Below are 24,449 nucleotides of genomic sequence, written 5' to 3'. Positions count from 1 at the left end.
GCGGTGCTGGTGAACTATGTGGCGCGCAATGCGCCCCTGCCGGTCGTCAGCGGCGACAACTATGCGCGCGCGCGCGCACTGACCGAGCACCTGCGGCATCGGCGGCAACGTCGACCTGCAAACGCCGCGGCCCTTCGACCGCAAGGGCCGCACCTTCCGCTACGCGGCGGCCGGCTCCTACAATACCGCGTCGGAAAAGGTCAATCCACGCTACTCCGTCATCGCCAGCAATACCTGGGGCAACTGGGGCGCACTGGTCGGCTTCGCCCACAGCAAGAGCACCAACCTGCGCTCGGGCTTCCAGTCGACCGGCGGCTACAATAGCGCTGCGCTGGGCCGCAACAATGGGCCGGCCGGCTACGCGGTGCCGTTCAACTTCGACCTGGACTACAACGACCCGCGCGCCAACCTCGGCAACCTGACCCGCGAACAGGTCGACAACGCCCTGCTCCCGCGCTTTTCCCGCGCCTACGGCAACCTGAACGTGCGCGAGCGCGATGGCCTGGTCACCTCGCTGCAGTACAAGAACGGCGCGCTCGACGTCAGCCTGGACGGCCTGTTCTCGCGCCTGAAGGATACGCGCGACGAGTACACCTTCGGCGTCGCGATCCGCAATTCGCGCACCACCAATCCCGCCGCCCTGCCCGGCCGCGCGGGCCACAACGGCCTGGTGCCGATCTATGTCTTCATCGACGAGAACAATCTGCTGCAGGGCACCTTCGGCAACACCTCGTACATCAACGAGAGCTTCACCTACGATTCCAAGACCACCTTCAACCTCGGTTCGCTGAACGCCAGGTACACGATATCGCCCGACCTCAAGCTGGCCTTCAGCGCCGGCCGCTCCAGCAGCAAGGCCTATTTCACCAACAACCGCATCTTCACCAATATCTACGGCGTCACCAGCACCATCGACTCGTCGAAGAACAGCGTGTATCCGGTGATTTCGTCGAACGTCGACTTCAACAACCGCTCGCTGTACCAGGATCCGCAGATCGCCTACAACTACGTCGACGAGTACGACAATGCCGATCACCTCAAGCTGGCGACCGACTGGAACTACAAGCTGTGGGGCAGCTGGAGCGGCAAGCTCAAGGCCGGTGTCAGCTACGTGTCGTCGGAAAAGCAGATCGGGCGCTACAACGGCAGCGCGGTCGGCCTGACCCAGCGCCTGCCGATCGGCGGCACGGTGGCCTCGCTGGGGAGCAGCATCAATGCCTATATGACGCAAGGGACGCCGCTGGACAACTTCGCCTCCGACGCGCCGGCGACCTTCCCGACCTCGTTCGCGCATTTCGGGCGCGACTTCATGCACGGCGTGCTGCAGCCGATCCAGGCCAAGCTGGCGACGCCCCTCGATCCGGCGTCCAGCTTCAGGACCACCGAAGACGTCAGCTCGCTGTTCATCCAGTCCGACTTCAGCGGCCAGCTGTTCGGGCGCGACCTGCGCATGAACGCCGGCGTCCGCTATGCGCGCACCGAGACCGCCATCGACAACTACAACCAGGTCACGATCGATGGCGTGCGCCAGTACGTGCCGGCCCAGCGCGAAAGCAGCTACAGCAACATCCTCCCCAGCTTCAGCGCCGCCTACGACCTGACGCCGGAGGTCATCCTGCGCACCTCGCTCGGCCGCACGATCACCCGCGCGCCGCTGTCGATCATCACCGCCAACACCAAGGTGCCAAACCCGTTCAATGCGGCGGCGACGTCCGGCAACCCGAACCTGAAGCCGCAGCTGTCGGACCAGGTCGACGTCACCGGCGAATGGTACTTCCAGAAAGGCAGCCTGTTCACGGTCGGCCTGTTCCACAAGAAGATGAAGAACCTGACCCGGGCGCAGTTCACCCAGGTACCGTTCAGCTCCCTCGGCCTGCCCGACACCGTCCTCGGCACCAACCTGCGCGATCCGCTCACGGGCCAGGTTGATCCGAACCTGCCGATCACGCTGTCGACCTACGTCAACGCCGCAAAACAGAACGTCAGCGGCGCCGAAGTCGCCTACCAGCAGGCCTTCACCTTCCTGCCGGCGCCGTTCGACGGCCTGGGCGCGCTGGCCAGCTATACGCGCGTGCGCTGGCCGATCCCGGACATGGTGGCGCCGGACGGCACCCGTTTCAAGGCCTGGGAAGTGCCGCGCTACTCATATAACCTCACCCTGTACTACGAGCGCGGCCCGTGGGCGCTGCGCACCACTTACAACTACCGCGACGGCAATGCCGAAGGACGCAGCGAAGCGGGCATCAACCAGAGCCTGACCGGCATGGTGCCCTTCAACTCGGGCCGCAAGACGCTCGACGCCTCGATCAGCTACAAGGTCAGCGACCGGCTCGAACTGCGCATCGACGGCATGAACCTGGATAACGGCCTGTCCTATACCTACTATAAAGACCTGCTGGGCCGCTACGGCAATGACTATTCCCGCACCGATAACCTGATCTACAACGGCCGCACCGTGATGGTGGGCCTGCGCGGCAGCTATTGACGACCACTGAAAGACGATGGATACCAACCGATGACGTTTACCCGACGACGCTACCTCAAGACCATGCTGGCCGGCGTGCCGGTCCTCGCCGGCTGCACCACCATGCTGCCCGGCGCGGCCGGTTTTCAGCCGCTACCGACCCGCGCCCAGGCGCTCGACGCGCTCGCGCGCGCCAACGACTACTGGCAGGCGCACAATCCGCCGACGCACTGGGCCTTCTGGGATTACGCGGCCTACCACACCGGCAATATGGCCGCGTTCGACGTGACGCGCCGGCAGGACTGGCTGCGCTACTCCACCGCCTGGGCGGAACACAACCTCTGGATGGGCGCGAAGGAACCCGACCAGCGCAAGTGGAAATACAGCTACGGCGAGACCGACGAATACGTGCTGTTCGGCGACTGGCAGATCTGCTTCCAGACCTATATCGACCTGTACCGGACCGATGGCAGCCGCGATCCGGGCAAGATTGCCCGCGCGCTGGAAGTCATGCGGCACCAGGTGGAGACGCCAAACCTCGACTACTGGTGGTGGGCCGACGGCCTGTACATGGTGATGCCGGTGATGACAAAGCTGTACCGCTTGACCGGCGAGCGGCGCTACCTGGACAAGCTGGTCGACTACTTCACCTGGGCCGACAAGCTGATCTTCGACCAGCAGGCAGGCCTGTATTATCGCGACGGCCGCTACGTCTACCCGAAGCACAAGAGCGCCAATGGCGGCAAGGACTTCTGGTCGCGCGGCGACGGCTGGGTATTCGCCGGACTGGCCAAGGTGCTGGCCGACCTGCCGCACGATCACGCCAGCCGCCCCCTGTTCCTGGACCGCTACCGGCGCATGGCCGCCGCCCTCAAAAAGGCGCAGCAGGAAGAAGGCTACTGGGCCCGCAGCCTGCTCGACCCCGGTTTCGCCCCGGGCCGCGAAACCAGCGGCACCGCCTTCTTCACCTATGGCTACCTGTGGGGCATGAATCACGGCCTGCTGGACAAGGCCGAATACACGCCGGTGGTCGCCAGGAGCTGGCGCTACCTGTCGACGATCGCCTTGCAGGCGGACGGCAAGGTAGGCTATGTGCAGCCGATCGGCGACCGCGCGATTCCCGGCCAGCACATCGGACGCGATGCGACGACGCCGTTCGGCGTGGGCGCCTTCCTGCTGGCGGCGGCGGAAATGAGCCGCTTCGCCGCGGCCTGACGTTAGATGGGAGATATCGTGGAACGACGTGATTTCATGCGCACCGTCGCGGCGGGCACCGCGGCCGGATTGAGCGCATCGGCCCAGGCGCATGCCGCGCCCGCCCCGATGCCGGTCCCTGCTTCGGATGAGCGCGCCTTCATGGCAGGGCTGCTGCAGAGAATCGCCGAGCCGGTGCTGGTCAATATGGGACGGGGAGAACTCAAGAAGCACTTCGAGCTGGAACTGAGCCCCACCTGGGACGGCCGCGACGTCAATGTCGCCTACCTCGAGTGCTTCGGCCGCCTCATGTCCGGCTGCGCGCCGTGGCTGGCGCTGCCGGACGACGCCAGTGCCGAAGGCCGGGTGCGCCAGCGGCTGCGCAACCTGGCCCTGCAAGGCCTGGCGCTGTCGGTGGATCCGAAGAGCCCCGACTACCTGCCGTGGGAAGACAACTTCCAGGTCCTGGTCGACTCGGCCTTCTTCACCAGCGCATTGATGCGTGCCCCCAAGGCCTTGTGGGAGCCGCTGGACCGCACCGCCAAGGACCGCATCATCACCCGGATCAAGGTGCTGCGCCGCATCCTGCCCCTGAACACGAACTGGCTGCTGTTCGCGGCGATGAACGAGGCCTTCCTGCTCAGCGTGGGCGAGCGCCACGATCCGCTGCGCCTGAATACCGCCATCGACAGGATGGAGCAGTGGTATGTCGGCGATGGCTGGATCAAGGATGGCGAGTCGTTCCACTTCGATTACTACAATTCCTTCGTCATCTATCCGATGCTGATCCAGGTGCTCGAGGTGGCCGAGCGGCACCGCGCCCAGGTGCGCGGCAAGGCGGACGAAAAGCTGGCCCTGGCGGTCAGGCGCGCGCAGCGTTTCGGCGAACACCTGGAACGCTTCATCTCGCCGACCGGCACCTTTCCGCCGATCGGCCGCTCGGCCACCTACCGGACGGCGGCCTTCCAGGTGCTGGCGCACCTGGCCTGGCGCAAGCAGTTGCCGGCATCGCTGCCGGAAGGCCAAGTGCGGGCGGCCTTGACGGCGGTGCATACGGCGTCCTGGTCCCACCCGGCGAACTTCACGCCCAAGGGTTTCCTGACGCTGGGTTTCGCCGGCCACCAGCCAGGACTGGCCGACGTGTATTCCAACAACGGCAGCATGTATATCGCGACCGAGAGTTTCCTCGCGCTCGGCCTGCCGGCCGGCGACAGTTACTGGACCAGTCCCGGGCAGGAGTGGACGCAGGTGAAGGCCTATAGTCACAAGCCGTTTCCCAAGGATGGCTACGTGACTTATTGAGCTTCGCCGGGTCGCTGCCGCGCGACCGATCGGAGATCGCCTTGAACGCGATCAATTGCCTATCTCACGGTCAGCCTACAATTCTCTTGCCCGCAGGAATTTAGCGATCGTCGCATCGCTGACCATGGATGAACCTGCGGGCATCACGGAACCTGCTGACGTGGAGAGGCGATGGAACGCGCGCACCGGCATCACGGACGATTCTGCAAGGACCGCCGGCGCGCCGAATCCGGGGTTTTCGCCATCATGTTCGTGCCGCTGCTCTTCCTCATCCTGGGCTTCTATGGCCTGGCCCTGGACATCGGCTTCGTCTACAACAGGAAGGCCGAGCTCCACGGCGTCGCCCAGGGCATCGCCCTGGCCGCGGCGCGCGAGCTCAATGGCACTGCCGCCGGCGTGTCGGCCGCCCTGGCGAAAGCCGCGCAGGAAGCCCAGAGAAAGAAAGTCGGCTACGGCCGCGCGCTGGCCTGGAGCGACGCCGCCATTGCCTTCGGCAGTTCGCCGGACGGCGACGCAGAGTGGGTCGGCGCCGATGCCGCGCGCGCCGCGCCGGCCAACCGGTACTATGTGAAGGTCGACACCCGCAACCTCGACCAGGATGTCGGCGCGGTCGGCACCTTTTTCATCCGGATACTCGCGCAGGCGCAATCGTCGATGTTCGTCAGCGAGCGGGCGGTGGCGGGCAGGTCGGCGGTCAACGTCGTTCCCCTGGCAATCTGCGCCATGTCGGAAGTACCGGGCGCGGCGCGCACGAATCCGGGACCGCCCGCCACCGTCGAGCTGGTGGAGTACGGTTTTCGCCGCGGTGTCGGCTACGACCTGATGAACCTGAACCCGCTCGGCACCACTCCGGCGAATTTCGTCCTGGATCCCGAATTCCCACCTGGCGCCGCCGGCGCGGCAAGCAATACCAGCGCCAGCACGGTCGCGCCCTTCATCTGTACCGGCCGGGTGTGGATGACGGGCGTCACCGGCGGCGCCGTGCGCGTCGGCTCGCCGTTTCCCATCGACGCCCTATACCGCGAGTTGAATGCGCGCTTCGAGCAGTACACGGGCAGCGTGTGCGTGGCGAATGGTGCTCCACCGGACTACAACATCAAGGCGTTCTCGCATGGCGCATCGGGCGGCGCCGCGTGGATGAAAGCACGCGCCACCCATCCGGGCGCCCTGCGCGCGGAAAACGGAAGTCGCCTGCAGACCATCGCCGACCTGCCGTCGCCGCCGGCCGGCACCGCCCCCGGCGCCTATGGCCCCCTATGGGCCTACGCGAAGGCGGTCAAGTTCGCCGACTACGTGGCGGGCTCGCCCGAACCCGAGGCAGGCTACACGCCATTCGCCACGAGCGACTGGCCGAGCCTCTATCCGGCCAGTCCGGCGACCGAATCGGCCAGCTATCCGTCCAGGCTCCAGCCCTACCAGGCCTCAACGGGGTCGTACTATGGCAAGCCGTCGAACGACAACCTGCCGATCTCGGTGCTGGAGCGGCGCGTCCTCCACGTTCCGCTGCTGGCATGCCCGGTTCCCGCAGGATCGAACGTCGGCGCGCAAGTCCTCGCCATCGGCAAGTTCTTCATGACCGTGCCGGCCACGAACGCCAGTATTCATGCCGAGTTCGCCGGCATCCTTCCCAACCACAAACTGACTGGCCAGGTCATCCTGTATCCATGAACCCTTCCCCTGCCTCCGTTTCCGCCTTCGCCACCCACTGCCGGCAGCATGGCGCCGCTGCCGTCGAACTGGCCCTGCTCCTGCCATTCTTCGTCATCCTGATGTCCGTCGTGCTGTTCCTGGGACGCTACCAATGGCACTACACGGCCGCGCAGAAAGCGGCGCAGAATGCGTCCAGATACCTCTCCACGATCAGCGCCCAGGAAATGCGGGATGTGGCGCTCGCGCCGGCCGCCGCGGCGGTCGCCGGAGAGATCGTACACATGGAACTGGACGAGCTCAGGACCGGCGGCGTACGGCCACGGATCGCCGTCCAGTGCGGGGGTATGCCGTGCCAGGGCGTGACAGGCAATCCGCTCCCGGAAACTGTCACTGTCGCCGTCCAGATGGATATGTTCGATCACATCTTTGGCATGGATCTCAGCCGCTATGGCGTGCAGCTCAATGCGCGCTCGGAGGTCAGGTATGTCGGCAACTGAACGGGCGCGCCGCCTGCCGGTGCGAAGGCATGCCCGTGAATCTGGCGTTGCCGCGATCGAAGTCGCCCTGCTTGCGTCAGTGTTCTTCACGCTGGTCTTCGGCGTGATGGAACTCGCGCGGGCGGTATATGTCTTCAATACGATGTTCGAGGCGACGCGCTATGCCGCCAGGGCGGCGGCGACGACCAGCCACCGCGACGGCGACACCCTCGACCGCATACGGCAACGCGCCATGTTCCGCGCGTCGCCGGGCAACCTGGTCTTCGGCGCCCCGGTCAACGACGGCAACGTGAAATTCGATTACCTGGCGCTGACGCGCGCGGCGGACGGCAGCATGTCGCTGGATGAAATCCCCGCAGGCTCGCTGCCGGCCACTGCGCGCCAGAACCGCGAGATCTGCATGACCAACCCGAATGCCGCCAACTGCATCCGCTTCGTACGCGCCCGCATCTGCGCGGAGACCGGGGTGACGGACTGCGACCAGGCCGTGTTCCGCCCTATCCTGCCGATGCTGTCGTTCTGGTTCCGGGTGCCGCGCGCGACCACCGTGCGGCCGGTCGAATCCTTTGGTTCCATGCCCGGCGTGACGCCGGCGCCATGAAGCGCCCTACTCCAGTGCCGCCGCGCCGGTCGCCGGCATCACGAACACCTTGTAGTCACGCCCCGCCTCCCTGAGCGCGCGCGCAGCGACGCGCACCACTCCCTCCTTCGTGCGCAGCGACAGCGATGCCGGCCAGCCGCGCGCCGGCACGCGCAGCTGCACGGGACCGCTGCCGCTGTAGCGCCACTTGCCGTCGCTGCGCCACAAGGCGGCGGACACCGCGCCGCCCGCCGCGGCCAGCGCATGGTCCTGGCCGGCGATCGCGGTACCGTGTCCCAGGAACAGGTAATCGAGCTGGCCGTCGCGCTCCGCGACGATGCCGTAGCGGCCCGCGAGGCGCTTGCCGCCATGGTCATAGATGCCGTCCGCACGATCGTTGGACATCACGGTCTGCACCCTGCCGCCGGCCGCCGTGACGCGCAGGCCATAGGCGTGTTCCGCTTCCCGCCCCGGCATGATTTCCTCCACCGCCAGCACCTGCGGCGGCGCCGCGTCGCGCACGGCTTCGATCACGGCGCTGAACGGGTGGCTCCAGGCCTCGCCCGCCTGGCGCACGACCAGGACCTTCGAGGAAAGCTTGTCGATGCCGTCCGGAAGCATGCCCACCGGCCAGGCGGTCGACGGCGGCCCCTGCACGGCGAAGTATTCGCGCCGCGCGCTTCCCTGCAGCCAGCTGTGCATCGTCAGCGCGCGGTCGGGCAGCTTGAGGTCGAAGCGGGCCTTGAGCGGGGCCGTCGAAGTGAGCGAGCGCCGTTCGCTCCAGAAATCGTAGCCGAACAGGTCGCCATCGGCGAAGGACAGGCGCTGCGACGGGTTTGTGGCCAATGGCGTCCCCGTCACGCCGGTGAGGGCCATCGACTGGCCCAGTCCGTGGAACACGTAGTCGTGGTACTTGTCCTTGCCGTTGGCGCGGCGCGAGCGGAAGATGTCGATGAAATAGCCGTTGTCGTCATCGAGCCTGACCGTCGCCAGCACCCTGCGCTGGCTGGCGTTCGTGGCCGGCTCGGTGAACGACACATCCGAAAACGTCGCCCATGGGAAGACCGTGGCCGCAGGCTGCCTTGAGGCCGGATACACGGCGTCGACCAGCATCGGGTGATCCGCCTTCATCGACGGATAGGTGGAAGCGCCGTCGACCACCACGGTGTTATGCGCGGGGAACTGCGCATAGTATTGCAGGTGGTCGTTCTGCAGGTAGCCGGAACCCCGTCCGCTCTCGGGGACCAGGTTCACGCCATGCGCGTACAACTCCATCGCGATGCCATTGGCGTGGGCATGGTTGCCCGACGAACCGGCCTGTGAAATGACCATCGCGCGGTCGCGCGCGCCGGGCCCCGTGTAGCCGTTGCGCTGGATGAGCCAGCTGACGTTCGGCGCGTGGAAGACTGGCGTCTGGTAGTCGCGCACGTCGGCGCCCGTTAGGGCCGCCGCCGGCGCGTCCGGCACGGCGCCGCGGACCTGCGCGAACAGGCCATGCACCATCGAGGCGGCGCCGGGCGCGGGCTTGCGGCTGCCGCCTGCGGCCTCGAGCGCGGCCAGCAGGCGCCGGTAGTGCGCGGTATCGTCGCCGCGATGCCGGGCATAGGCCAGCATATCGTCCACCGGGTTGGTGCGCAGGAAATCGTAGCGCGTATCGCCGAAGCCGACCGTGCGCCCGTTGGGCAGCAGGTATTGCGGCAGGACCGTGACGGCGCGCTGCAGCACCGGCATCCGCGGCAGGAGGTCGATGCCGAACACGCGCTCGAGCAGTTCCAGGCATTCGATGTAGTCGCTCGCCACGTTCACCGCGTAACCGGGCGACTCGTTCCAGATGCCGTTATCCTGGTCGTAGCCATAATCCAGCAGGCGCTTCAGCGACCACTGCCGCACGCCGCTGCCATCGACGACGGCGCGCACGTAGTGGCCGGCGCCGCGGCCGTCCGGATAGGTCCCGTCCTCGCCAAGGACCGCCGCGATCTGCAGGACGAAACGGGCCTTGATCAGGTTCCAGTTATTCCACGGCACCCCGTTGGCCAGGATCACGTCGGCCCACTTCCTGAATACCGCGTCGTACAGGGCGGCTTTCTCCAGGCCCTGGGCGCGCAGGCGGGCATGCATGAAATCGTAGGTTTCCGCCAGCGGCCCAACGATGTCCTCGTGGATCACCTCGTACGACTGCAGGCCAACGATGGTGCCGTCATGCGCCCGGTTCAGGTCGAGCGGCAGGTCGCGGTAGGCCATCCCGCTCATATAGGTATCGAAGATCGCCGCGGCGAACGCCGCATAGCGCTCGTCGCCCGTGTACCAGGCCAGGAAGGCGGCGTCGCGCGCCAGGGCCGCGATCTGCATATTGATCGCTTCCACGATGCGGCCGGTCTTCGCCTGGTGTACCCACTCCCACTGCCCGCTCTCCTTGTTCTGCAGGTAGAGCAGGTCGTTCTCGCCCATGTACGGCTTGACGTCTTCCAGCCTGGGCGTGGCATACGCCGTCTTGCTGTCGCGCCCACCGGTGAAGCGCACGGTCGGTACCGGCGCCGTGCCGCTGGCATGGTGGTAGAGACTGTCCTTGACGTGCACCGTGGACGCCTTCGACTGCCAGTACATCTGCAGGCGCGAGACGATCCACGCGGGATCGCCCCCGTGCCGCGCCACATGGGGTTCGAGACGGGCGCGGATGGCCTCGAGTTTCGCCGCCGCCGCCGGATCCCGGGCGATGCGCGCGGCCAGCGCCTCGCGTCCGGCCTCGCTGCCGGCTACCAGCCGCGGCGCGCGCTTGGCGGCGACTGGCGCCGTGTGCGCCTGCCCGGCGCGCTCGCCGTTCACGCCAGCCTCGGCCGGCATCCAGCCCGTGGCCAGCGCCAGGCCCAGCACGGTCACCACGCCCTGCCGGCACGCGCGGCGCCGCGTCGTGCTCCTTGAATCCTTCATGCGTCTTTGTCTCCACATCCTCGAACGGATGATTGTTATCGATAGCAATCCTGACCCCGATGCTAGCAGATTCCAGTTCAAGCGGTAAAAAAAATACATGGCGGCCCGGCTGGCTGCCGCCGAGGTTGCAGGCGGCCCCCTTGCGCACTAAAATGGGATCGATAACAAAACTGCACCGGGTAGCTTGCCCGGGCACTTACCGGAGACCTCATGACCATCCTACCCCGCCCGCCCCGCGCGCGTTCCCTGGCCCTCCTGCCCGCGGCCGTCGTGGCGCTGTGCGCCCTCCAGGGCTGCGCCAGTGCGCCCGCGGCCCCGGCCGGCCACGCCGCCACGCTCGACGGCGCCCCCTGGGTCGCCGACCTGGGCAACGGAGAATATCGCAACCCCGTGCTGCATGCCGACTATTCGGACCCCGACGTGATCCGCGTGGGCGAGCGCTTCTACATGACCGCGTCCAGCTTCAACAATGCGCCCGGGCTGCCGCTGCTCGAATCGCCCGACCTCGTCAACTGGACCCTGGTCGGCCATGCCGTGCAGCGGGTCCCTCCCGCCGAATCGTTCAACCGCCCGCAGCCTGGCAAGGGCATCTGGGCGCCATCGCTGCGCCATCACGACGGCCGTTTCTGGATCTTCTACGGCGACCCGGACCACGGCGTCTACGTGACCACCGCCGAGCGTTTCGCGGGGCCATGGTCGGCGCCGCGCCTGCTGCTGGCAGGGCGCGGCATCATCGATCCGGTGCCGCTGTGGGACGACGATGGCCAGGCCTATCTGCTGCACGCCTGGGCCAGGAGCCGCTCGGGCATCAACAATGTCCTGACCCTGCGCCGCATGGATCCGGGCGCCACCCGCATGCTCGACGAGCAGGGACCGGTCATCCTCGACGGCGCCGACTACCCCGGCTACCACACCATCGAAGGGCCCAAGATCCACAAGCACGACGGCTGGTACTACGTGTTCGCGCCCGCCGGCGGCGTCGAGATGGGCTGGCAGTCGGTGTTCCGCTCGCGCAGCATCCTGGGGCCGTACGAAGGGCGCAAGGTGATGCACCAGGGCGATACCCCGTTCAACGGCCCTCACCAGGGCGCCTGGGTCACGGCGCCCGGCGGCAAGGACTGGTTCATGCATTTCCAGGACAAGGGGGCGTACGGGCGGGTCGTGCACCTGCAGCCGATGCGCTGGCACGACGGCTGGCCGCTGATCGGCGCGCCCGGCCGCACGCCAGGCATCGGCGAGCCGGTCGCGCGCCACGCCAAGCCGGTGCAGGGTTTTGGTGCGGCAGCGCCGCCGACGAGCGACGAATTCGATGCGCCGCAACTGGGCCTGCAGTGGCAGTGGAGCGCCAACCCCGGCGCAGATTGGTACGCACTGGACGCCAATCCGGGCCACCTGCGCCTGCACACGCAGGTGGTGCCCGAGGCCGACGAGTACGTGCGCGGCGCCGGTTCGATCCTGTCGCAGAAGCTGCCGGCGACGCGCTTCCTGGTCGAGACCCAGGTGCGCCTCGACGGGGCGGTGGACGGCGACCGGGCCGGCCTGATCGTCAATGCCCTGCAATACACCTGGCTCGGCCTGCGCCGCCGCGACGGCAATACGGAACTGGTGCGCACCGTCTGCGGCCCCTTCGGCCCACGCTGCAAGGAAGAAAGCACGGTGGTGCTGCCGCGCGCGCCGTCCTCGATCTACCTGCGCATGTACATGAACGAAAGCGCCTTCGTCCATTTCTCGTACAGCCTCGACAACCGTGAGTTCAAGCCGGCGGGCGATCCCTTCCCCGTCACGCGCGGCGGCTGGGTCGGCGCCCAGGTCGGGCTGTTCAGCATCGGTTCGCGGCCGCGCCCTCACCCTTCGTTCATGGATGTCGATTATTTCAGGCTGACGGCGCCCGGCGTCGGTCCCTATTAGGAAGAATCGGGACGAAAAAAGGCCGCAACGGCTGGCAACCGTTGCGGCCAACACGGCGCGGCTGCGCCGGAGACATCGTGTGAATTACATCTGGCCGAACTTGTAGCGCAGCCCCAGGCTAAAGGTACGGCCGTTGGCGTAGTGCTGGCGTTCCAGGCCGGTCGCATAGCCGCCCGGCTCGCCGACATAGCGGTTGAGCGTCTTGTCGGTGATGTTCGAGGCGTTGAACGACAGCGTCATATTGTCCGACAGCTCATAGTTGAACGAGCCGTCGAGGATGCCGAACTTCTCGATGTAACGGCCATCGATCGGATTGGCCGACACCCCGAACAGGATCGACGGCGAGCGCCAGGTATAGACCAGGCGCGCCGACATCTTGCTGTCCTCGTACATCGCGCTGACGCTGAAGCTGTTCTTCGACTGCATCGGCTGCGGCGTATCGACGATGCGCGGCGCGGCGGCCGTGCCGAAATTGATCGGGTTCGAGGTCTTGACGAAGGTGTAGGAGCCGGCCAGGCCGAAATTCTTCATCCAGCCGTCGGCGCCGTCGAAGAAGTACTGGCCCGACAGTTCCACGCCGCGCGCATAACCCTTTTCGGAATTGACGGTCTTGGTGATCTGGTACTGGCCCGCGCCGCAGCTGTTATTGACCGTGCCCGCGTATTGCGGCGCCGTCGCCACCGACTGGCACTCGACAATGCCGTTGAAGAAGCCGTTGATGCGCTTGTTGAACAGCGCCAGCGCGGCGTAGTTGGTCTTGCTGAAGTAGCGTTCGAACGACAGGTCGACGCTGTTGGCGATCAGCGGGCGCAGGTCCGGATTGCCGACGCTGCCGGTGCCGTTGACCGGGTCGACGGTGATGCTCGGGTTGAGCTGTTCCAGCCCGGCGCGCGTCATGCCGCGGCCGTAGGCGAAGCGGGCCAGGAAATCGGGCATGATGTCATAGCTGACGTTGAACGAAGGCAGCGCATTGGTGTACGACGTCTCGCTCTGGACGTCGCGGATTACCGCGGTCCCGCCGCTGGTGTCGGCCACGCGGGCGACCGCATCGCTTTCGGTGCGCACCACGCGCACCCCGATATTGCCCTTGATGCGCTCGTCCAGCGCGGCGAACTCGCCCTGCAGGTAGACCGCCTTGGTGCGCTCTTCGATCAGGCGCCGCGACAGCGCGTTCTCGACCAGCGCATCGTCGGGCAGGATGCCGGCGCTCGGGAAGGCGTCGCGCACCTGGTTGCCGGTCAACCGGCCCGGCGCATACGCCACGAAGCCGCCCGGATAGCCGGCGTCGCCGCGCATGAAGTTGGTAGGCGCCAGTTCGACCAGGCCGCCGGTGGAGGCGACGATGCCGTTGCTGCGGGCCGCATTGAGCGCCAGGCCGTCGCGCGTGAGCGGGCGGCCGCTGTAGCTGTAGTTCTCGTAGCGGCTGTCCTGGCTCGCGAAGCGGGTGCCGAACTTGATCCGGTTGAAGATGAATCCCTCGTCAGGCATGTAGGCGCCGTTGAACGCGACCGCGTTGCCGCTGTCGTCCCACGACTGGCGGGTGCCGTTGTTATAGTCGCGGAACACGAAGTTGGCGGGATTGTCCAGGGCCGGGCCGTCGAAGTTCAGCTGGTGCGGCGCGCCGTCGGCCAGGCGGTGGGTGGTCCAGGTCAGGCCGGGCGCCGAATCCAGGTTGGCCGAGCGGTTGTCCTGGGTCTGGCTGGAACGGATGTAGGAGACGTCGAGCTTGAGCGACAGGCTCGGGGTCGGGCTCCAGTCGACGCCGGCGGCGGCGATCGAGGTCTTGTAAGGACGGAATTCATCGCCGCCCACCGTGTTCACGGTCGAATCGAGGAAGCTCCCGCCGAGCAGGCGCTGGCCGACGAGCACGTCGTCGCTGCCGCCGTTCAGGTTGCGGTTGGCCAGCCCTTCGGTAAAGTTGAACGGCGTCGTCTGCAGGCCGCGTACATTGGCGCCGTCCACCGAATTGAGGCCGCGGTAGTGCTGATGGTAGCCATAATAAGTGTGATTCGCTTCGGAATAGAAGCGCAGGGTATTGTCGACGCGGTAGTCGGCGGCCAGGTTCAGGCCGCGGCGCTCGCGCATGATGGTCTCCTGGAACACGTTGCTGGTCAGCGCAGGCGCCACCATCACATTGCCCGCCTGGTCAGGCGTGAGGCCGGTCAGGTCGGGCGTGTTGGGGCCCACGCCGGCACCAACCCCGCGGGTCGGCACATTGGCCAGGTACCAGGTGTCGCTGCGCCCGATGTAGCGCGACTGCGGCAGGTTGGCGGCGTTGGCGGCATTGCCGGCCGCCAGCGCGGCATATTCGGCGCTGTCGGCGCGCACCGCGCGCTTCAGGTTGGCGCCGCCATTGGCGGGGTTGTTGTCCGAGCGGCCGACGCTCTTCTGGTAGACGGCGGCGGCCATCAGCCCGATCCGCTGGCCGCCGGACAGGTTGATGCGGTTGGCGACCAGGCCGAACACCTCGGGATCGGTCTCCTTGGCCAGGTCGTTGTAGCGCGCATTGACGTTCAGCGAGGCCGTCAGGCCCTTGAAGTCGCTGGGATTGCGCGTCCGGATATTCACCAGGCCGCCGATGCCGCCCTCGATCTGCTCGGCCGACGGATTTTTATAGACGTCGATGCCGGCGATCATGCCCGGGATCGCCCCTTCCACGTTGAACTCGCGGCTACCCGCGGTGAAGTAGGCGCGGCCATTGACCTGCGACGCCGTCTGGCCCGACAGGCCGCGGATCGTCACGCCCGATCCGGCGCCGACCGGCGACGCGCCTTCCCCGCCGTAGCGGTAACCCTGGACCCCGGGAATCCGGGTCAGCGTCTCGCTCACGTTCGGGTCGGGCAGCTTGCCGATGTCTTCGGCGGTGATCGAATCGACCACGCCCATGGTATCGCGCTTGATCGACAGCGACGATTCGGCGCTGGCGCGGATGCCGGTGACGACCACCGTGTTGTCCGCCTGTTGCGCCATGGCCTGCGATGCGAAGGCCTGGGCCAGGGCCAGGGCGACGACGGACAGCTTCGGTCCGATGATTGATTGACTGCTCATTGCGACTCCTCCAATTGATGTTTTTTGTTATGGCGATGCGTTTGCGATTACATTGTTATCGTTATCAATCCGGCGCTTGCATTGTGTGCGTGGTGCTGCCGGGGTACTTCCACCTTCCTCGTGGGATGTCTGGCGGCAGGATGCTGCGCCGGTTCAAGGACCGGTATCGGGCTTCAGGACGAAGCGGTAGCTGGCCGGCGCCAGCGGCACGCGGTATCCGACATGGGCCCGGCCATCGAGGCTCCAGCCGGTATCGCCGCCCACGCCAGCCTGCGCCATGTCGACCAGTACGCTGCCCTTGCCGCGCGGCGCGATCTGGTTGCTCTTCCAGGCGCCGCGCGGCCGCAGGTACAGGTCTTCGTAAGGAAACGCCAGCGCGTTGAAGGCGAACGCCGAGGTGGAAGCGATGGTCACGCCTACGCCTTCCATGCCCGCCAGGCGCACCCAGCGCACATCGGTCTTGTTGCCGCTTTCCTGAGGTCGGGCATACACATGGTACTGGTCGGCGACCAGGCCCTCGTAGACGCCGATCGCCGCGCCGGTCTTGCGGTCGGCATAGCTTTCGTGCGGCCCGCGGCCATACCAGCGGATGCGGTCGAGCGCCGGCGCGCTGTCGAAACGCAGTCCCAGCCGCAACGGGTCGGGCAAGTCATCCCGCAGCGGCACGAATCGGGCGTCGACCTCGACGCTGCCGTCGGCGCGCATGCGGTAGCTGTTCTCCCACTGGGCCGCGCCGGCCCCGAACACGAACCTCACCTTGACCGCCCCGTCCTCGACACGGATGTCGCGCACCTTGCGCTCTTGCGTAAAGGTCTTCCACAGCGCGTGGCTGCGGTCCACGCCGGCGCCTTCGTCATTGTCCACCAGGCCACGCCAGAAATTTGGCGCGCCGCCTTCCAGCGCCGGCTTGCCGGCGACTTGATAGTCGACCAGGCCGGTGGCGCTGGACAGGCGCAGCTGCGCGGTCGCGCTGCGCCATTCGTAGCCGCCATCCACCTTCAGCGGCGCGACCAGGGCGGGCCCAGGCGCCGTCGCCGCTGCCGGTTCGGCTGCGAGCACGAATTGCGACCAGCCCACCACCGCGCCGCGTTCGACGCCGTCCATGGCGTCGAGGCTGCGGGCGCGCAGGGTCAGCACCCGCTCGCCGCCCTTCCCCGCCGCCGGCAGCACCAGCGGCAAGGCATGGCGCGCGCCCGCCGACACCGCTGGCGTCGCCAGCGCGCCGCTGGCGACGAGCGTGCCCTCCTGCGCCAGCTCCCATTCGAGGCCCAGGTGCGACAGGTCGCGGAAATCGTAGCGGTTGACCACATCCACGGCGCCGGCGCGCGGATCGCCCTCGAACACCACCGGCGAATAGACTTTCTGCAGTTCGTAGTATTCGGGGTCCGGGCTGCGGTCGGCGCGCAGCACGCCGTCGCCGACGACGCTATTGTCGCCGCGCGTCGGGTTCAGGTCGAAGCCGGAAGCCCAGTAGGCGCGGCCCTGCTCGTCGTGCGCGATGACGCTCTGGTCGACCCAGTCCCACACGAAGCCGCCCTGCAGCTTGCGATGGGCGCGAATGACGCGCCAGTAGTCTTCCAGGTTGCCCAGCGAATTGCCCATCGCGTGAGCGTATTCGCACTGGATCATCGGCTGGCGGTAGGCGGGATCGAGCGCGTAGTCGCGCATCTTCTCGATATCGTCGTACATCGGCGCATAGATGTCGACGTAGTCGTTCGGACGGTGCACCTCGCCCAGCGTGCCATACCCGAGGTAGCTGACCAGGCGGGTCGGATCCGCCTTCCTCACCCATGCGGCGGCCTCCTCGAAATGCGGGCCGGTGCCGGCCTCGTTGCCGAGCGACCAGAAGATGATCGACGGCGAATTCTTGTCCCGCTCGACCATGCGCATCACCCGGTCCAGGTGGGCATTGCGCCAGTGCGGCTTGTAGCCGAGCTGGATCGCCGCGCGGGCCTCGGCAGTCGGTGCCTTGTCGCCCAGTTCCATATAGCCGTGCGACTCGATATTGGCCTCGTCCATCACGTACAGGCCGTATTCGTCGGTCAGGTCGTACCAGCGCGGGTCGTTCGGATAGTGGGAGGCACGCACCGCGTTGACGTTGGCGCGCTTCATGAGTTCGATATCCTTGCGCATCGAATCCATCGACAGCACGCGGTAGGTATGCGGGTCGTGCTCATGGCGGTTGACGCCCTTGATCATCACCCGCCGACCATTGACGCGCACTTCGTCGTCGACCACCTCCACCGTGCGAAAGCCGATGCGGCGCGCGGTGGCCGACAGCAGCCGCCCCTCGGCATCGCGCAGTTCGACCAGCAGCGTGTACAGCGCCGGGGTCTCGGCCGACCAGGCGCGCACAGTGGGGATGACGCCGGCCAGCACCGCCTTGCGCTCGGCGCCGGGGCTGGCGGCCAGGCGCAGCAGCTCGCGCCCGCCCTCGCCGTCCAGCACGCGCGCCTCGACCGTCGTAGCGGCGGCGGCGCCCGCGACCTCGGCCACCAGTTCGAAGTGGCCGTCGCGGTAGCCGGGCTTGTCCAGCGACGCGGTCACCTTGTAGTCGCGCAGGCGGGTCGCCGGTTCGGCATACAGGTAGACGCTGCGTTCGATGCCGGACAGGCGCCAGAAATCCTGGTCTTCGAGATAGGAACCGTCGGCCCAGCGGTAGAGCTCGATGGCGATCGTATTGCGGCCTGGCCGCACATAAGGCGTCAGCGCGAACTCTGTCGGGAGCTTCGAATCCTCGGCATAGCCGACCCGCTTGCCGTTGACCCAGACGTAATAGGCCGCGCCGGCCGCGCCGATGTGCAGGAACACGTCGCGCCCCTTCCAGCCGGCCGGCAGCGTGAAGTCGCGCCGGTAGGACCCGACTTCGTTCAACGCGTGGTCGATGAAGGGTTCTTGCGCCGGGAACGGATAGACGATATTGGTGAAGATCGGCTTGCCGAAGCCCTGGGCCTGGATCATGCCGGGCACCTGGATCCGGGCCCACTTGCCGACGTCGTAGGTGGGCTCGAAGAAGCGTTTGGGCCTCAGCGCCGGATTGGCCGAATAGGCGAAAGCCCAGGTGCCGTCCAGCGACAGGTAGTTGGCCGAGCGACCCATGTCGCGCGCCAGGGCCAGCTCGCGCGATTCGAAATTGAAGAAGGTCGCCTTCATCGGCTCGCGGTTGACGCCGACCACCTCGGGGCGTTCCCATTCGGCACGCTCGGCCGGCTGCGCGGCCGCGGCCAGCCCGGCAGCCAATCCAAGCGCCAACAACAGCCAGCGGGTGGCGCCGCACACGGCGCGCGATCTGAACATCGTCATCGTGGGTCCTGTGTCCTTGCTGGTCAGCGGAACCGAATGCCTTCGGTGAACTCGTTGGTCTCGAGGATGCCGGCTTCGGGCCCGGTGATGCGCTTGCCGCCCACCGTGACGTTCTCGATCAGGACGGTCCTGACCTTGCGCGTGGCGTCGTGGCCGGTGATGGACGATGCGCTGTGGGCGCCCTTGCCGCTGAAGTGGATATTGCGCAGCGTGACATTCTCGATCCCCAGGCCGGGGCTGGAATTCCACTTCGCCGTGTACGCGATCTTGAGGTTGAACAGCTTGCCCTCTTCGATGCGCTCGACGCGGATGTCCTCGAACAGCACGTCGCGCACCAGGTTGTCGTCGCCGGCCATGATGCCGATCGCGCCCGCGTATTCGGGGTCGTCCTCGTCGTGGTCCAGGATGTCGAGGTCCGTGAAGCGCAGGCGTTCCAGCACTTCGCGCTGCGGGTGCTCGGGCGTCGGCGTGTTGCCATGGATGCCGATCATGATGGCGTGCGCCACATCGGCCCACAGCGTCGAGCGGCTCACCTGCACGTCGCGGGTATCGCCCCAGATGTCCCAACGGTGGTTGTAGAAGGTGATGCAATCGTCGGAGGTGCGGATGAAGCTGTCGACGATGGTCACGCGCTCGCAGGCGAAGTGGCCGAGGCCGTCCGACCATGGGCCGGCGCCGATAGTGCGGATATTGCGCTGGACCAGGCCCTGCGACATGATGCAGCGCATGGTGCCATGCGGCTGGTTGAAGAAGATCGGTCCGTCGATCTCGATATTGCGCGAATTACGGATCGTCATCATCTCGACCGAATCGAACAGGCCGTCGCTGACGATCTTCACGTTCTCTACCCCGTCGACGATCAGCGGGTTCTTCAGCATGGCCGACCCGTGCACGTACACGGTGGTGTTCGAGCGCAGCCTGAATTCCCCGCTATGGATGCCCGGCCCGAAGAACACCGTCTTGCCCGTCAGGTCAGGCGTCTTCGCCACGCCGATATCGTTCGACGCCAGCTTGGCAGGGACTGCCGGCATGTCGCGCCGGACCGCATTGGTAAATACATGCAGGTTGTGCAGCCGGTCGCCGTCGAACTCCACGCTCAGGTTCTCGGGCCGGCGCAGGGTGAAGTAGGCGACGCCGTCGCGCACGGTCGCCTTGATCCCCTTGGCGTCGGGCCGCACGGCCACCTGGCTGAAGCTGCCGTTGTTCTTCTGGACCGCCATCTCGACGACGCCGTCGAAATTGAAGTACACCATCGACGCTTCCTGGCGCTTGTCGAGGTCGACCTTCACCTTGTACTCGTACAGGTCTTGCCACACGCCGCCCGGCGTGCGCACGCGCACGGTGAAATCGTCGTTATGGTGGGTATACCGGACCGCGTTCGGGAAGGGATGGATCTGCAGCTGGTTGGCCACCGGCTGCGCCGCGGCGGGCAGCAGCAGGGTGCAGGCGCACAGCGCCATAAAAAGGCGTGAAAGAATTCGCAATGGTGTCTCCTGGTGCCGTGTCGGCGCATCGCCGCACGGTCTGTCGATGGTCATGTCGTCGCCCGAACCGTCCCCGTATTCGGTTATCGATAACAAGCATAGTTATATCATAGCTTGCTGCATTGTCAAGCGATTGATGGCGAGATCGTTCAATACGCCGAAACTCGGATGCATACATGCAACGCCGGCCGGGTAAACCGGGAATTTTCGTTATCGATATCAAATTTCATTGTTGTCAGAAAAATTGTGGTCTAGAATATTCAAAAGTTATCGATAACTGACGATAACCATAAAAACGCACAAGGGAGACGACACATGATCACCAGATCCAGCCAAGGCTGGCGCCTTGCCGCACCCAAGCCAACTACCCTCGCCGCCGTGCTGGCCGGCGCCGGCCTCCTCGGCGCCAGCCTGGCGCTGGCCCAGGAAGCGCCCCAGCCTCCGGCCGCCGCGAGCGCCGCGCCGGTACCGACCATCCCGCAAGCCGACGTCGCGCCAGCCCAGACCGTCATCGTCACGGGCACCGTTGGCGCCACCGAAGCCAAGCGCGCGAACGTGTCCTACACCGTCATGGACGCCAAGGACCTCGGCAAGTTCACGCCCATGAGCGCCGACGACTACCTGCGCGACATGCCGGGCGTCGTGGTCGAGAGTAACGACAGCGTCGCCCGCAACGAATCCTATACCCGCGGCATGAGCGTCGGCACCGGCAGCCCGACCGCCGGCAACTTCTGGACCACCATCCTGGAAGACGGACTGCCGGTCGTCGCCGTCAAGTTCAACAATTTCCAGGACAGTAATTTCTACCGCGCCGACATCAGCACCAACCGGGTCGAATCGATCCGCGGCGGCTCGACGGGCACCTCGGTCGCCTCGTCCGCCGGCGGCGTGTTCAACTTCCTGCCCGGGACGATCCAGCCGGGCGCCGCGCTCCAGACCCGGCTCGGCTTCGAGGGAGAGAATCCGCACCTGTCGTGGAAGCAGGTCGACGGCGCCTTCGGCTGGCGCAACGAGGCCGGCGACCTGCGCGCCGGCGCCACCGGCTTCTGGCGCACCTCGACCGGCGCGGTCGATCCCGGCCGGCCATTGAACCTGGGCGGCCAGCTCAAGCTGCGCCTGCAGAAGATGTACAGCACCGAGGGCGGCGGCGGCGGCTCGCTGTCCCTCACCGTCAAGCACCTGGACGACATGAACTCGTGGAACGGGCAGTTCACGCGCCCGGTGCGCGGCGTGCTCGATCCCCAGCGCGCTCCCGGCTTCGGCGACGCGCCGGACATGTTCTTCAAGGGCGGCGCGCACGTCGTGCCGACCGACGTCGTCGACGGTCCCGGCTCGACCCGCTTCCACGATCCCGAGAAGGGAGCCCAGTACCGCCAGGATGCGCTCTGGCTCAAGTGGGACCACGATACCGGCGGGCGCTGGAGCTTCAATTCGGCGATCAAGGTGCAAAAGAGCGAGGTCAAGCTCCAGCAGGCCTTCTATGGCTCGAACCCGGTCTCGCTGTGGAATGCCAGCACCTTCCAGGATACCTATAGCGTCAACCAGGGCACGGGCGCCAACACGGCGGCCAACCTGAACCGCATGCCCGGCTTCTACGAGATCTACGACCTGGCCTCGGGCAAGGTGCGGGCCCGGATCGCCAACAACGTCGGCGTCTCGAACGGCATCAACTACCGCACCGGGGCGCCCTGCGGCGCCGGCGCGGCCGCCAGCCCGGCCCAGTGCGTGGTGTACAACGACCTGCCGAATGCCGACTTCGACCTGGGCGGCGGCCTCGTGAACGGCGTCATGGTCCCGGCCTCGACCAGCGTGGCCAACCAGGACCTGGTGTACATGACCAATGCGAACCTGGGCAACCGCACGTCGAAAGACGTCATGCTCAATTTCATGGCCAACTACGAGGGCGACAACTACCGCCTCCAGGCCGGCCTGTTCGCGGTGCAGGCGCGCCAGGGCCTGGACACCTGGTTCAACGGGCGTGGCCTGTCGGCCTTCGCCGACGGTCAGGTCGCCAACCTCGGCACCCGCTTCGTCACTTCCGGCGGCACCTACCAGCTGTCGGACGCCGGCGGCTGGGGACGCGTGGGCGGCGGCTACGTCGATGGCCTCAATCCCTACCGCTACCGCGATCGCGAGCGCGACATCTCGCCCCTGTTCGGCGCCTCCTGGTCGCCCGGCAAGTGGGACCTGAACGGCAGCTACAAGGGCACGCTGACCCTGGCCAAGACCCATACCCTGCCCTATGTGACCGATCCGCGCGCGAACGGCGCCGATTCGCGCAACTACGGCGGCATCGATGGCGACCCGACCACCTGGTACGACAACCAGAACTACGTGCATGGCAAGCCGGTCGAAGCCACCAAGCGCATCTACCTGAAGAACTGGAGCGCCTCGGTCGGCTACAACTTCACCCCGAACGACAAGGTCTATTACCGTCACAGCATGGCCGGCAACAACATCAACGGCATCCTGACCCGCTACCAGACCCAGTTCAATGCCGACAACAAGCCGCTGTTCCCGCAGGCGGACCTGAAGCAGGACGAAATCGCCTGGGTGTTCGGGCACGGATCGGTCAGCGGCCAGCTGACCCTGTTCCGCACCGAGCTGCAGCTGTGGCAGCAGCAGACCCCGCTCGACCTGGACGGCAGCACCTATGTGGTCGAGTACCTCGACCATTACCTGACCCGCGGCCTCGAGGGCTCGCTCAGGTGGCGGGTCACGCCGCGCCTGACCTGGCTCAGCTCATCGATGTATTCGAGCGCCCGTGCGCTGGCCGTGGGCAGCTTCGCGGCCGGCAGTCCCGGCCCGCAGGACGACAGCCTGACGACCGTGTCCGGCATCATGGCGCGCACGCCGAAATGGGTGCTGTCGAATACCTTCTCGTACGACTGGGGCGACTTCCAGTTCCACGTGCGCCACCGCTTCATGGCCAAGCGCAAGCTGGACAACAATCCGGTCAACCGGATCTACCTGCCGGAACAGCGCAACACCGACCTGTCGGTGCAGTACGTGGGCATCAAGAACCTGCGCATCGCCCTCGACGTGCGCAACGCCTTCAACAACAACTACATCAGCAACTACGACACCATGCTGCCGACGGTCACCGGGGTGACCAAGAACGACATCTACCAGCAGTTGCCGGAGTCGGCCGGCTGGGTGACGGTCAATTCGCCCCGTTCGTTCTGGCTGACCGCGCGCTACGACTTCTAGCCTGCGCCGTCCTTTCTGGAGAACCCATGTTTGACAAGACGTATTACGCGACTCATCCCGAGATGATGGCCGGGGCCAGCAACGACGAGCTGCGCCGGCGCTACCTGATCGGCGACCTGTTCACGCCGGACCGCATCGCGCTGAATTACTGCCACGACGAGCGCTTCGTGATCGGCGGCGCGTTGCCGGTCGCGGCGCCGCTGGCGCTGCCCATGCAGCCGGCTACCCCTGGCGACGGCGCCCTGCCCTTCCTGGCCCGGCGCGAACTCGGCATCATCAATGTCGGCCAGGGCGCGGGCAGCGTTACTGTCGACGGCGAGGCGGTCGCCCTGGCGCCGCGCGACGGCCTGTACGTGCCGATGGGGTCCGCCAGCGTGGAATTCGGCAGCGACGACCCGGCCCGGCCGGCGCGCTTCTACCTGGTGTCGACGCCGGCCCACGCGCGCTTCGCGCTGAAGAAGATCACCCATGCCGACGCCGTCCCGCTCGAGCGCGGCGGACAGGACACGTCGAATGCGCGGACGATCTACCAGTACGTAATCCCCGGCGTGTGCCAGTCGGCCCAGCTGCTGATGGGCCTGACCGTGCTGAAGACGGGCAGCGTGTGGAACACGATGCCGCCGCACCTGCACGAACGCCGTTCCGAAGTGTATTTCTACTTCGACGTCGCCGCCGACCAGCGCATCTTCCACTTCATGGGCGAACCCGATGCGGCGCGCCACATCGTGGTCGGCAACGAGGAAGCCGTGGTGTCGCCTCCCTGGTCGATCCACATGGGTTCGGGCACCGCCAACTACGCATTCATCTGGGCCATGGGCGGGGAAAACCTCGACTATACCGACATGAAGGTGCTCGACATCTGCCAGCTGAAGTAAGGGGCC

At 66.5% G+C, this 24,449-nt stretch carries 13 protein-coding genes; 9 read left to right on the top strand and 4 right to left on the bottom strand.

Annotation, left to right across the window (positions count from 1 at the left end; genetic code table 11):
• The first annotated feature begins 97 nt into the window (after window positions 1-97).
• The 6 genes from Q9246_RS18690 (at window position 98) to Q9246_RS18665 (ending at window position 7,708) form a co-directional block, all read left to right on the top strand.
• Window positions 98-2,485, top strand: coding sequence for a TonB-dependent receptor (locus tag Q9246_RS18690; RefSeq protein ID WP_306398227.1), 2,388 nt, complete (start codon window positions 98-100; stop codon window positions 2,483-2,485).
• Between the two features lie 30 nt (window positions 2,486-2,515).
• Window positions 2,516-3,679 (top strand): glycoside hydrolase family 88/105 protein, encoded by a 1,164-nt coding sequence (locus tag Q9246_RS18685; protein ID WP_306392207.1) that lies wholly within the window; start codon window positions 2,516-2,518, stop codon window positions 3,677-3,679.
• Window positions 3,680-3,697: 18 nt separating this feature from the next.
• Entirely contained in the window at window positions 3,698-4,960 is a 1,263-nt protein-coding gene (locus Q9246_RS18680) for a DUF2264 domain-containing protein (protein ID WP_306392206.1), read from the top strand.
• Between the two features lie 171 nt (window positions 4,961-5,131).
• Window positions 5,132-6,628: a TadE/TadG family type IV pilus assembly protein gene (locus tag Q9246_RS18675; RefSeq protein WP_306392205.1), complete on the top strand. Its 1,497-nt coding sequence runs from the start codon at window positions 5,132-5,134 to the stop codon at window positions 6,626-6,628.
• On the top strand, window positions 6,625-7,107 hold the full coding sequence (locus tag Q9246_RS18670; RefSeq protein WP_306392204.1) for a TadE/TadG family type IV pilus assembly protein: 483 nt from the start codon (window positions 6,625-6,627) through the stop codon (window positions 7,105-7,107). Before Q9246_RS18675 ends, Q9246_RS18670 begins: the two co-directional genes overlap by 4 nt.
• Window positions 7,094-7,708 carry a TadE family protein gene (locus tag Q9246_RS18665; protein ID WP_306392203.1) on the top strand — a complete coding sequence of 205 codons (615 nt, stop codon included), beginning with the start codon at window positions 7,094-7,096 and terminating at the stop codon, window positions 7,706-7,708. Before Q9246_RS18670 ends, Q9246_RS18665 begins: the two co-directional genes overlap by 14 nt.
• Before the next feature lie 6 nt (window positions 7,709-7,714).
• Here the strand turns inward: Q9246_RS18665 and Q9246_RS18660 are convergent, their stop codons facing one another.
• Window positions 7,715-10,615 (bottom strand): heparinase II/III domain-containing protein, encoded by a 2,901-nt coding sequence (locus Q9246_RS18660; RefSeq protein ID WP_306392202.1) that lies wholly within the window; start codon window positions 10,613-10,615, stop codon window positions 7,715-7,717.
• A 210-nt stretch (window positions 10,616-10,825) separates the two neighbouring features.
• Between Q9246_RS18660 and Q9246_RS18655 the strand changes: the two genes are divergently transcribed.
• Complete coding sequence (locus Q9246_RS18655) at window positions 10,826-12,523, top strand: glycoside hydrolase family 43 protein (protein ID WP_306392201.1); 1,698 nt, start codon at window positions 10,826-10,828, stop codon at window positions 12,521-12,523.
• A gap of 84 nt (window positions 12,524-12,607) precedes the next feature.
• On the opposite strand, the gene Q9246_RS18650 is transcribed toward Q9246_RS18655, so the two are convergent.
• From Q9246_RS18650 to Q9246_RS18640, 3 genes are all read right to left on the bottom strand, one after another.
• Window positions 12,608-15,571, bottom strand: coding sequence for a TonB-dependent receptor (locus Q9246_RS18650; RefSeq protein ID WP_306392200.1), 2,964 nt, complete (start codon window positions 15,569-15,571; stop codon window positions 12,608-12,610).
• A gap of 153 nt (window positions 15,572-15,724) precedes the next feature.
• Entirely contained in the window at window positions 15,725-18,874 is a 3,150-nt protein-coding gene (locus tag Q9246_RS18645; RefSeq protein ID WP_306392199.1) for a glycoside hydrolase family 2 TIM barrel-domain containing protein, read from the bottom strand.
• A gap of 23 nt (window positions 18,875-18,897) precedes the next feature.
• On the bottom strand, window positions 18,898-20,358 hold the full coding sequence (locus Q9246_RS18640; RefSeq protein WP_306392198.1) for a glycoside hydrolase family protein: 1,461 nt from the start codon (window positions 20,356-20,358) through the stop codon (window positions 18,898-18,900).
• Between the two features lie 315 nt (window positions 20,359-20,673).
• Between Q9246_RS18640 and Q9246_RS18635 the strand changes: the two genes are divergently transcribed.
• Window positions 20,674-23,568, top strand: a complete 2,895-nt coding sequence (locus Q9246_RS18635; RefSeq protein WP_306392197.1) for a TonB-dependent receptor — start codon at window positions 20,674-20,676, stop codon at window positions 23,566-23,568.
• 26 nt (window positions 23,569-23,594) lie between these two features.
• Window positions 23,595-24,443: a 5-dehydro-4-deoxy-D-glucuronate isomerase gene (gene kduI, locus Q9246_RS18630; RefSeq protein WP_306392196.1), complete on the top strand. Its 849-nt coding sequence runs from the start codon at window positions 23,595-23,597 to the stop codon at window positions 24,441-24,443.
• Window positions 24,444-24,449: the final 6 nt, after the last annotated feature.

The sequence above is a fragment of the Telluria beijingensis genome, from assembly GCF_030770395.1.
Lineage (GTDB): Bacteria > Pseudomonadota > Gammaproteobacteria > Burkholderiales > Burkholderiaceae_D > Telluria > Telluria beijingensis.
This window is presented reverse-complemented; position numbering and strand designations above follow the sequence as displayed.